Genomic DNA, 12,201 nt, shown 5'->3' on the forward strand with positions numbered 1-12,201 from the left:
ATGAGTGAATGGGATTATAAAATTTTTTGGGATGAAGCTGTTAATCAGTTTAAGGAAGAATTAGCCTTTTCTATATTTTCTATGTGGTTTTTACCGTCCAAATATGAAAAATCGACGGAAAATACCGTGTATCTTAGTGTTCCGTCGAAATTTTTTAGAGATCAGATGATTCATAATTATAAGAACGGTATCGAAAAAAAATTGTTTGAGCTGTCAGGAAAAAAAATATCTATAGATTTTATCATCAAACCGAATACTTCCGAAGACCTTTCTAAAGCAGAAAATGAGGGAGGAAACGATAAAAAAGAAGATGCCGCAAAGCCGACATCTGTGGAATCCAAGAAAAAATCCGTAAAAACCGAGGGAGGAAGGGGTCAACATCCCGATTTGAGACCTGAGTATAATTTTGAGGACTTTGTTGTAGGACCAAATAATAACTTTGGAGTAAATGCCGCTATAGCCGTTTCTACAAATCCGGGAAGCGCGTATAACCCGTTTTTGATTTACGGAGGGGTAGGCTTGGGGAAAACCCATCTTATGCAGGCTATAGGAAATAAAATATGGGATACGACAAAGCTTAAAGTTATTTATGTTACGGCAGAAAACTTTACAAACGAATTTGTAGAATGTGTCCAAAAAAAGATGATGCCTGCTTTTAAAAGTAAGTACCGAAAGGCTGATGTCCTTCTCATAGACGATATTCACTTTTTTCAAGGAAAGGTAGAAACTCAAGAAGAGCTTTTTCATACTTTTAATGAGCTCTACGAAAAAAATAAGCAGATTGTGTTTACATGCGACCGCCCGCCCGCTGAGCTTAAAAATCTTTCACAGCGTTTAAAATCCAGGTTTGAACGCGGCTTAAATGTAGACTTACAGACTCCGGCCTATGAAATACGATATGCAATTCTTTTAAAGAAAATGGAAAAACACAGCACGAAAATTCCGAATGAATTTATTGATATGGTTGCAAAAAATGTTTCTTCAAATGTGCGTGACTTGGAAGCGGCCTTAACAAAACTTATCGCCTATACGGAGCTTACAAAAAAAACAATGGACGAGGCTACGGCAAAAAATCTTTTAAGAGATATTTTCGGTTCAACCCGCCAACGGAATGTTACCATCGACCTCATTCAAAAAACCGTTGCCGATTATTTTAGTATTTCGATTTCGGATATTAAAAGTAAAAAAAGAACCAAGAGCTTTTCGTTCCCGCGCCAAATTGCCATGTTCCTTTGCAGGGAAATGACCGAGTGTTCTACCACCGAGTTGGGTAACGACTTCGGAGGCAGGGACCACACGACCATCTTGCATGGTTGTAACAAGATTGAAGAGCAAATTGCGGCCGACCCAAGTTTAGAAAAAATTATCCATGAACTTAGAAACACGATAAAGGAAAATACGAATAAATAGGTATCTATTGTTGGAATAATGAGCAAAGTTTACCGATAAAGATATCTAAATCACGTAAATTCGCACCTTTTAAAATAGTAGCATTGCCATCTTTACTATTTAGCTTATATCCGAAGTATTTACCTTTTGTAAAAAGCGAATTAATTAACATAGGTTCAATGGCTGTTAATTCATAAAAAAATATAACTTTTTCTTTTTTATATCTTTTTAGAACAATGGCATTTTCAAACAAATCGACTTGTGTCCATAAATCAAACTCCCAAGGCAGTATCAATTTATTTTTTGCCTTTGATATGAAAATATGCTTACCAAGGTCTGTTGCTTTCGACAGTTTTTTATCGGCAAAGGAAATTGCTTTCAACTTATAGTGAGAACCTGAAGGCGGATTAAACATCTTACTAATAAAAAAAACTCCGAATATTACAAGAATACCTAAGTAAATAAATTTATCTATACCCATATTTAATACTCCCCAGTATAATACCATTTTTAAGGTACTTTTTCTACTTTAAATTATCCGGTTTTTATTCCGAATTGGCAGCTTGGGCGTTTTTCTTTATCCAAGTCTTGAAAAAAAGGGCCTTTTGTGGTAGTCTTAAAGCCTTATGGCTGTCGATTTTGTTCATCTTCATGTTCATTCCGATTTTTCTCTTTTAGACGGAGCTGCTTCGGTCAAAGCTCTTGCGGCAAAGGCCGAAAAGCTGGGGCAGACAGCCCTTGCATTGACCGATCACGGCAATATGTTCGGGGCTATAAATTTTTATAATGCCTGTAAAGAAAAAAATATAAAACCCATAATCGGCTGTGAGTTTTATGTGGCTCCCGAAAGCCGGTTTGAAAAAAAAGAAACTCCGGGCGGGAAAAAATACTACCACCTTATCCTCTTGGCAAAGAATGAAACAGGATACCGCAATTTAATGGTGCTTTGCTCTAAGGGATATACTGAGGGTATGTATTATAAGCCGCGTATAGATGATGAGCTTTTGGCACAGTATGCGGAAGGGCTTATATGCTTGTCGGCCTGTCTTGCAGGAGAGCTTCCTGTTCTTTTATTAAACAGCGAAAAAGAAAAGGCCGAAGCCCATGTCCGAAAATACCGTGAAATTTTCGGTGCCGAAAATTATTTTATCGAGCTTCAAGACCATGGACTAAAAGAAGAAAAAAAGGCTTCCAAACTTTTAATCGAGATGGCCCGCAAGGTCGGCGTTCCTCTGGTTTTGACCAACGATATTCATTATGTAGAACAAAAAGATTATGTAGCTCAAGATATTTTAATGTGTATCGGAATGAAAAAACTTAGAACAGATACCAACCGAATGCAGTTTGAGGGAAACGAATTTTATTTTAAGTCGGGAGAAGAAATGGCTCAACTCTTCCCCGAATATCCCGAAGCAATTTTAAACACTGTCCGTATTGCTGAAATGTGCAATTTGGAAATACCTCAACCCGGTCCCATTCTTCCGATATACAAAATCCCTGAAGATTTTAGCTCAAAGGAAGACTATATCAGGCATCTGGCTGAGGAAGGCTTAAAAAAACGTTATCCCGTCATTACCGATGAAATAAAGAACAGACTTAACTATGAGCTCGATATTGTTATAAAGATGGACTTTGTCGGCTATTTTTTAATTGTTTGGGATTTTATAAACTGGGCAAAAAATAACGGAGTTCCCGTAGGCCCGGGGCGCGGTTCAGGAGCCGGTTCAATCCTTGCATACTCTTTGCGGATTACCGACATTGACCCTCTAAAGTACAACCTCCTATTTGAGCGTTTTTTAAATCCTGAACGGGTTTCGATGCCCGACTTCGACGTAGACTTTTGTTTCGAAAGGCGGCAGGAGGTAATAGAGTATGTGCGTCAAAAATACGGGGACGAAAATGTCGGTCAGATTATTACCTTTGGAACCTTAAAGCCTAAGGCTGTCGTAAAAGATGTGGGACGGGTTTTAAATATTCCGCTTGCCGACGTAAACGCCATTACAAAGCTCATACCACCAAAACCCTTAACGGACGGCATAAAAGAGGTTACCTTAAAATACGCTGTTGATGTAGTTCCCGAATTAAAAGAGATGGCTGAAGACCCTCAATACAAAGAGCTTTTTGAAATAAGCATAGCTCTTGAAGGCCGAAACCGTAATTCCAGTCTTCATGCTGCGGGCATCGTTATAGGTAAGACAGCCTTAACCGACTATGTTCCGCTTTACAAGGATTCAAAAACCGGAAAGGTCGCAACTCAATTTACAATGGACTTAATCGAAAACTGCGGTCTTGTAAAGATGGACTTTTTAGGCTTAAAAACCTTAACCCTTATAAAACATACCGAAGACCTAATCCATAAAAGAGGCGGGGAATGGAGAAAACTTTCTATAGGCGATATTGATTATTCGGATGCGGCTACCTTTAAGATGTTGAGTGAAGGATTGGCTGCTGCAGTCTTCCAGTTTGAAAGTCAGGGAATGCAAAATATTTTAAAGCGTGCAAAGCCGTCCAAAATGGAAGACCTGATTGCTCTAAATGCCTTGTATCGTCCGGGGCCTATGGATTATATCAACCAATTTATTGAGTCAAAATTTGATAATTCTAAAATCAAATATCCTGACCCTTGTCTTGAAGATATACTTTCCGAGACCTATGGAGTTATCGTTTATCAGGAACAGGTTATGCAGGTTGCCCAAAGAATAGCGGGCTACTCTTTAGGTCAAGCCGATATACTCCGCCGTGCCATGGGAAAGAAAAAAATCGAGGTTATGAAAACCGAAAAAGAAAAGTTTATTAAGGGCGCGCAAGAAAAGGGATTCAGCAGGGAAGACGCCGATAGAATCTTTGAGATTCTTATCCCCTTTGCAGGCTATGGATTTAACAAGAGTCACGCAGCAGCCTATTCGGTTTTAGCCTTTCAGACCGCCTACCTGAAAGCTCATTTTCCGGCAGAATTTATGGCGGCTAACCTTACCAACGAAATTACCTCTACCGACAAACTTCCAGAATATATTGCAGAAGCCGAAAAGATGGGTCTTAAAATTCTACCGCCCCATGTAAATTTATCCGATCCGTATTTTAGCGTTTCCTCCGATGGAAATATTATTTTCGGCCTTTTGGGAATTAAGGGGGTCGGAATGCAGGCGGCTCACGAACTTGTAGAAGAACGCGAAAAGAACGGCAGGTATAAGTCCTTTATCGACTTTTTGGAAAGGAATGATTTGCATACTCAAAACAAGCGGAACCTTGAAGTTATGATTAAAACCGGCTGTTTTGACGGCTTGGGACAGGAACGTTCTACCCTGATGGTAAACTTGGACGGGGCGGTTGCTTACGCTTCCCAAAAAAAAGAAAACGAAAGTACGGGGCAGGGGAGTCTTTTTGAAGGTTCCGGTATAAAAGAGTTTTCGGACTTTGTCTTTGAAAAAATCGAAGAGTTCCCCAAAAAAGAAAAACTGCGGCTCGAAAAAGAGCTGATGGGCTTTTATATTTCGGGACACCCTTTGGATGAGTACCGAAAGGTTATAGATAATTCCGCTACCTTGGATATTTCGCATCTTGCACGTGCTACCTCAAAAAAAAGATATGTTCTTGTCGGTATGCTTACAGGAGTAAGGCAGCATCAAACAAAAAAAGGTGCGATGATGGGTTTTGGAACCTTTGAAGACTTAAACGGAACATTAGATTTGGTTTTTTTCCCAAAGACTTGGGAAAAACATAGAGCTGTTCTTTTACCTGAAACCGTCTGCGGCTTTGCCGGCTCTATCGATAACAGTGACGGGGAGTCTCATTCCTTTTTGGTAGATGAAGTTTTGGAAATCGATAAATTACAGCAAAAAGCTTTAAGCGAGGTTCATATTGAGCTTGATGAAAATATAACATCGGCAAAAGAGTTGACCGGCTTAAAAGATTTTTTGTATGAACGGTCAGGGAACTGCGAGGTTTATATTCATGTAAAGGATGAGGATAAGGCTTATATAATTAAGGCTTCACCTCAAATTCGAATTCCTTCAACTCCGGAATTTATTGAAGAATTAAATATGCAGTTCGGGGTTGAACAAATTTGGCTTGAATAAAAAAAATGATTAAATTTAAAGTATAGGTAGAGAGGTTTATATGATATCATCACTTTTTAGCACATTGGGTTTTGCAGTAAAGATTTATTCTTATCTTTGTATTATTTATATTTTTCTTTCGTGGCTCGGTTCCAATTCACGAGGCGGGTTTCTTTATGAAATTTGTGAGCCTTACTTGAGTTGGTTTAGAAGGTTTAAATTTACTCAAATCGGAATGGTAGATTTTTCGCCTATTTTGGCTATCGGAATTTTGTCTATCTTTGCCGGTTTACTTTTTCAGATTGCAGAAACAAGAACGTTTTCGCTATTAAGACTTGCATTAACCATTGTGAGTATAGTTTGGTCGTTTTTTTCTTTTTTACTCAATTTCTTTATTATCATATTGATAATCAGGTTGGTTCTTGATTTTTCCGAAAACTACCGCCAAGGTAATTTTGCCGATATGCTCGACAGGTTTTTGTCTCCTGTTTTTGTTAGAGTGCATAAATTATCCGGCGGAAAATTTATGAGTTTGAGAAAACAGATAATCGTATGCTTAATAATCTTAATTCTTATACGCTTTTTATTGGGCGCTTTTATAGGATCCTTGAGTGTAATGTTTACATACTTTAGGTTTATATAGAGCTTATTGAGCTTCGGCCTCAAGTTTTTCCGCTAAGGAGAGGAGGTTTATGCCTGTATGTATTTGTTCTTTTGCGGCAGCGACTTCCTCGCGGAAATGACCATTATTAACGCCGGCTATGAGTGCCCAGTTTGTAATGGTTGCATATGTACTTGTTTTTCCGCCTCCAAGAATTCCCGTTAAAATCATTTCAACCGATTTTAGAGCTTCAATACTTGAAGTTATAAGCTGCTTTGCTTCAGCCTCTATCGTGTGCATCAAGCCCTCAATTTGATTTTTATTTTTTAGAGTTGCGGTCTTTTCTGCACGTATTTTTGCAAAGGTTGAACCGATGTCGCCTGTGGGTGATAAGCGGTTTTCAAACTTTTCAAATTCGCCCTTGCGGTGTTCGAGTACATTGTATGAGGTGGTATACTCGTTTAAATTTTCGTGCCGATAAAAATTGCCTTCTACCAGGATTGTTTTTAGGGTTCCCGATAATTTTTCACTGTAGAAGGAATAAAAAAATGTTTTTAGGAATAAAAAAGGTAGTTCCTTTTTGAACTTGCATTCAACCCATAAATTCCGCCATGGGCAAAACTTCATAGATTCCAAATCTCCTACCTTTAAGAGATTAATCATTTGAACCTTAATATTAAACCTTTTTTGTTCATATGACCAAGTTGACCATTTTTGGTTAAAGCGCTCATACCAAGCCTGCTTAAAGTAAATAAACCAATCTTCGCCGCCTGTCAGTTTATACGGCATCCAATTGATGTCTTTTTTGATGTAGCGGGTAATATCGAGCAGGGGGACTTGTTTTAAAAAGATTCTTATTGCACCGAGGGCTTCAATAGCATCTTTTATAAATTCATCTGCTTCTTTTACCATTCTGTTGTCATCATCTATTATTGTCTCTTGCGCATGCATTAAAAATAAGGCTTGCAGAAGATTATGAGGTATGTTTTTTTTGGAATAAAGTATTGATGAGAGGACTTCCATTTCGGGCTGTATTGTAAGGGCTTGGCAGGTAGCATTTGAATCCGAGATTACATTAAACCTTAGCAGGGTTCTATCCAATGCCAGAGAGCAAAAGGACTTCATCCACTCTATGGCTTGAGCGCATAGGTACATTTCACTTTTTTCGTCATCGGTTAAATTGGAAAAAACCGAATCGATTTTTCTTAAAAAACCAGTCCTTATGTTTGAAGAAACTTCCGAGCCTATCTTAATTGAAAAAGGATTTGTTTCTTTCATAAGCTTTTCATAGGTTGCGGGTGCAACAAAGGAGCTTACCAGCATATAGAAAGAGCCCTTTCCCGAATCATAAGCAGAAAGAAGAGATGTAAAAAATAATTGGGTTTTTCGTAGGTTTTTTAATTCCGTGTAAAATACGCCTGTATAGATATTCTGATTTATATTGATATAAGCTCCGGCCGATCTTTTAAGGTTTTTTGCCATTCTTTTTAAGAGTTCTTCATTATATATTACTTTTAAAGGGATTGAACGCAAGAATGACCGTATGGAAAGCCATAACCGGATCAAAAAAGGTTCACTTGATATGCCTGCCTGCTGGTGTTCTATGATTTTTTCTGAAAGGCTGTCTTTTTCTTCCGGTTGTGCCTCATTTCTGAATTCTTCTATACTGTTCTGAATGCTTTCCAGTAAGCTTTGTGTTTCTTCTTTGGATAGTGATTTTACTAATTGATCAAATGTTGATAGACTTCTTTCCATATCTCTATATATTATCGTAAATTTTGAAAAAGTCTATAGGGTGTCCGATTACTTATTGCGATATTTTTTTACAGACGGGAAAACCGGTCCCTACGGGAATCGAACCCGTCTTTTAAGATTGAGAATCTCATGTCCTAACCGATAGACGAAGGGACCAAAGATGATATAGAAAAATTCCCCAGGGAGGATTCGAACCCCCACAAGCAGAACCAGAATCTGCGGTGCTACCATTACACAACCAGGGAATAACAGGACAAGAATATATCATCAAATTAAAAAAATGTCAATAAGGTTTTTTGGGCTAAATTTTCTAAACCTTAAATTTTCGAACTTCACTTGCCAATACTTCTATACTTTGTTTATTTCTTTGGGTAATCTCATTTACTTCTTGTACTGCATTATTTATTTCTACGGCTCCGACAGCCATTTCATTCATGCTGTCCGTTATAACACGGGTAAGCCCGTCAAGTCTTTCAACTTCTTTTGTAACATTTTGACCGCCTTCAAGCATTTCTTCCGAGCCGGTTGTTACCTCTGTTGTAATCCTATTTATTTCTTGAATTGCGAGGAGGACTTCACGGCTTCCGTTCTCCTGTTCTTTCATCGCTTCCGTTAAGCGTGTGCTCATGTTTTTTACCTGAGTAGATATTTCGAATATCGTATTAAATTTCTCTTCGGCTGTTTTTGCAGAATCGGCGAGCATTTCAATTTCTCCGCTTAAAATTTTAAGTGTTGAAGTGATGTTCTTACCCTGCATACTGGATTCTTCTGCCAGCTTCCTTATTTCGTCTGCAACTACGGCAAATCCCTTTCCTGATTCTCCTGCATGAGCTGCCTCAATAGCGGCATTCATGGCTAAAAGATTTGTTTGGCTTGCAATATGCTGAATAACGCCTGAGGCTTCCATAAGACTTCCCGATTCTTCTGCAACTTTTTTTGTTATCGTATTCGCTCTTTGTATTGTTTCTCTTCCGTCTTCCGTTGCTGAAGCAAGGGTTTTTATGACATCATCGGTTTTTTCCAATGTTTGAGTTATGGATGCTATGTTGGCAACCATTTCTTCAATTGCCGAAGATGATTCTGCAACGCTTGCAGCCTGATTTTCGATGTTTGAATTCAGCTGTCTTATTGTACGTATGATTTCTTCAACCGTGGCTGTCGTTTCATTAACGCTTGCAGCCTGAGTAATTGTTTGCTGTTTTACGCTTGTAATGTTTGCACTTATTTGATGAATTGCACTCGCGGTTTCTCCCATGTTGCTTGCAAGTTCATCTCCTATGTTTTGCATGATGAGGGAGCTGTCGCCTACGGATTTTAATGATGTCCCTATTTTAGATATTGTTTGGTTAAAATATTCCGACAAGTCCGTTATTTCATCGTTTCCCGTAACAGGGAGCTTAACTGTAAGGTCTCCGTCTCCTTGAGCTATCTCTTTTAAAGCTTTAACAACCGCAGCTATAGGTCTTACCAAACCTACGGAGATAAAAAATATAATAGCAAGAGTAGCAAGTAATACGCATATTAGGAGTACATTCATCGTCCGTTTTAATGTTGTTACCTTTCCCATAAATTCTCCGATTGGGGCATTGGTTATAACTCCCCAGCCTGTTCCTTGCATCTTGGCATAACCTGCTACCATCATACCCTCAGTCCATCGGTATTTTGCAAAACCCGGCTCATCTTGATTAATGGATTTTTTTTCGATATCGGCTATATCTTGAAATAGTTTATTTTTTTCGGCTTCTTTAACCGAGTTCCATTCTTCGATAACATATTTTCTGTCATGTGATGCTATGATATTTCCTGTGGGGCCTACAATGTAGCAGTAACCTGTCTGTCCTATCTTAATGTCGTCAATAATATCCGAAAGCCAAAATCCGTCTACATCCGCCAATAAGATTGCTATTACCGATTTGTTTTTATCGAATATGGGAACGGCAAAGGTCATGGCTAAAGTTTTTGTTCCCCGTGAAATTTCAGGCTCCGAAATAAACTTTTTCCCCGTAATCGTATTTTGAAACCATTTACGGTCTAAAACTTTTGCACTTCCTCCAAAAGAGTCAAATACAATTCCGTCGACCGTACATAGTCCAAAAAGATTTATATATTTATTATCCGACATATCGGATGAAAGTATTTCCAGTTTTTGAGTATAAGACAGGGAGTCATCTTTTAACATAGGCATTTTTGCAAGACTTTCTAAGAACACAAAAAAACTATTAATCCGTTCGTCTATAAGAGCGGCTGTATCCTGAGCCTTTTCGGACAGCTGATCGGCGACTTTTTCCGTAACTGCTTTTTCTGCAATTATAATGGCTGTTGAAGATAAAATTGTACCTGCGGCAAGGATTAGAACACCGAAAATAATAACCATTTTGTTGCGTATTGAAAACCTTTTTTTGGTTTTTTTACTGCATTTCTATTCATACATTAACTCCTCCCTATAATATATGGAATTCGAATTATATAATAAAGTAAATATATTATCAATAATAGACTTTTGATTTTACATGATTTTTATAAGACTTAATTAAAATTGGTTTTAAACTCATATAGCATAAATATTTTTTTTGTGTTAAAATAATAATTTAGGAATTAGGGTATCAAACTATGCAAAATTTAAAAAAACTTTTATCGTATGCGAGAGGGCAAAGCCGGCTTTATCTGCTTGCCCTTATTTTTACGCTTTTTTCGCAAGTGATTGTTGCCATGCAGCCCCAGTTAATCCGAATCACAATAGACTCGGTAATAGGCGGAGCTGCCTTGCCGAAAGGTTTAATATCTCGGCTTGTTGCCTTGTTTAAAAATCACTTAACCGGAACAAGCGGTCTTATTGTGATGGCCTCATTGGTGGTTGCCTTTTCACTTGTAAGAGGTCTTCTTACATTCGGCAGAATAAACATAGCCAGTATTGCAACCGAGCGCTCAATAAAGACTCTTAGAAACAGGCTTTACAATCACATTCAACTTCTTCCTTATTCTTATCATTCAAAGGCAGAAACCGGAAACTTGATTCAGCGATGTACTTCTGATGTTGAAACCATCCGCTTGGCTCTGTATTCCCAGATAATGGATACTATAAGCGCCGTGTTTTTAATAATTTATACTATCTACCTGATGGCTCAATTAAACACAAGTCTGATGCTTATCTCCTTTTGCATTATGCCTTTAACATTCTTTTCATCAGCTATATTTTTTAAAAGAATTCAAAGTCAATTTAAAAAGGCAACAGAGTATGAAGCCTCAATGACTACTGCAATACAGGAAAATTTAACCGGCATAAGAGTCGTAAAGGCTTTTACCCGCCATCAATACGAAATAGAAAAATTTATTAAACGGAGCGAAAGATACCGCAATCAGAATTTAAAGATTAACAACAGCTTTGCCGCCTTTTGGGCATTTGCCGATTCTCTTTCGATTGCTCAAGTTTTTGGGATAATCCTTTACGGAAGCCTTCTGGCCTACCGCAATGAGATAACGGCAGGCGATTTGGTAGCCTTTATTTCTTATACGGAAATGTTAATCTGGCCTGTTCGCCGTTTAGGGCGAATAATAAGCAATATCGGTAAATCATTTGTTTCGGCAAACCGTATTGAGACTATTTTAAATGAAACACCTGAAGATATTTTTCCGACAAACGAAAAACCCGAAATTACCGGAAACATAGTTTTTGATTCCGTTTCGTTTTCTTATCCCGAAACGCAAAATCAAAAGATACTTGACAATGTTTCTTTTAGCATTAAAAGCGGACAGACCCTTGCAATCTTAGGGCCTACAGGTTCGGGAAAAAGCTCCCTTGTACATTTACTTGCCCGTCTTTATGAATATGATTCCGGTTCCATCAAAATAGACGGAAAAGAATTAAACACTATAGACAAGGGCTGGATAAGGTCGCAGGTGGGGCTTATTTTGCAGGAGCCCTTTTTATACGCCAGAACAATTATGGAAAACATTAAATTGGCTGTGCCCGATGTTTCGGATTCTTCGGCCCGTCACTTCTCAAAGGTTGCTTTCTTAGATGATGAAATAAGTAAGTTTGAAAAAGGCTATGAAACTTTGGTCGGCGAGCGCGGCGTATCTTTATCAGGGGGTCAAAAACAAAGGCTTGCAATTGCCCGAACCCTCATCAAAGATTCTCCCATTATTATTTTTGATGACTCCCTTTCGGCTGTAGACACCCAAACGGATATAAGCATCCGTTCCGCACTAAAAGAAGAAAAGGGAAACAAAACTATGATTATAATTTCGCATAGAATTTCAACTATTTGCGATGCGGATAATATAATCGTTTTAGAAAACGGAAAGATAAGCCAAGAGGGCACTCATGAGCAGTTGATAGCCCAAGAAGGTTTATACAAGAGAATTTACGATATTCAAAGTGCTGTACAAGCTGGAGTGTAA

Annotated in this window: 7 protein-coding genes and 2 tRNA genes; 4 read left to right on the top strand and 5 right to left on the bottom strand. The window is 38.2% G+C overall.

The genetic code is table 11. The features are described from left to right. Positions 1-1,410, top strand: a complete 1,410-nt coding sequence (gene dnaA / locus HYB91_RS00005; protein WP_002676268.1) for a chromosomal replication initiator protein DnaA — start codon at positions 1-3, stop codon at positions 1,408-1,410. Between the two features lie 4 nt (positions 1,411-1,414). Here dnaA and HYB91_RS00010 read toward each other — a convergent pair whose 3' ends face one another. Further along, the gene (locus HYB91_RS00010; protein WP_002676266.1) at positions 1,415-1,870 is read right to left on the bottom strand and encodes a hypothetical protein; all 456 of its coding nucleotides are present in this window, start codon (positions 1,868-1,870) and stop codon (positions 1,415-1,417) included. A gap of 145 nt (positions 1,871-2,015) precedes the next feature. Here HYB91_RS00010 and dnaE point away from each other — a divergent pair, with 145 nt between their 5' ends. Continuing rightward, complete coding sequence (gene dnaE / locus HYB91_RS00015; RefSeq protein WP_253719555.1) at positions 2,016-5,465, top strand: DNA polymerase III subunit alpha; 3,450 nt, start codon at positions 2,016-2,018, stop codon at positions 5,463-5,465. A 40-nt stretch (positions 5,466-5,505) separates the two neighbouring features. After that, positions 5,506-6,087: a YggT family protein gene (locus tag HYB91_RS00020; RefSeq protein ID WP_002666956.1), complete on the top strand. Its 582-nt coding sequence runs from the start codon at positions 5,506-5,508 to the stop codon at positions 6,085-6,087. Positions 6,088-6,090: 3 nt separating this feature from the next. On the opposite strand, the gene HYB91_RS00025 is transcribed toward HYB91_RS00020, so the two are convergent. From HYB91_RS00025 to HYB91_RS00040, 4 genes are all read right to left on the bottom strand, one after another. After that, a complete protein-coding gene (locus tag HYB91_RS00025) occupies positions 6,091-7,800 on the bottom strand; it encodes a DUF5312 domain-containing protein (protein ID WP_253719556.1) in 1,710 nt (569 codons plus the stop codon). Positions 7,801-7,884: 84 nt separating this feature from the next. Continuing rightward, positions 7,885-7,956, bottom strand: a tRNA-Glu gene (locus HYB91_RS00030). 18 nt (positions 7,957-7,974) lie between these two features. Beyond that, positions 7,975-8,045, bottom strand: a tRNA-Gln gene (locus HYB91_RS00035). 65 nt (positions 8,046-8,110) lie between these two features. Then, positions 8,111-10,174 (bottom strand): methyl-accepting chemotaxis protein, encoded by a 2,064-nt coding sequence (locus HYB91_RS00040; RefSeq protein WP_253719557.1) that lies wholly within the window; start codon positions 10,172-10,174, stop codon positions 8,111-8,113. A 236-nt stretch (positions 10,175-10,410) separates the two neighbouring features. Between HYB91_RS00040 and HYB91_RS00045 the strand changes: the two genes are divergently transcribed. Further along, positions 10,411-12,201, top strand: a complete 1,791-nt coding sequence (locus HYB91_RS00045) for an ABC transporter ATP-binding protein (protein ID WP_002676263.1) — start codon at positions 10,411-10,413, stop codon at positions 12,199-12,201.

It is taken from the genome of Treponema sp. B152, assembly GCF_024181665.1.
GTDB lineage: Bacteria > Spirochaetota > Spirochaetia > Treponematales > Treponemataceae > Treponema_B > Treponema_B denticola.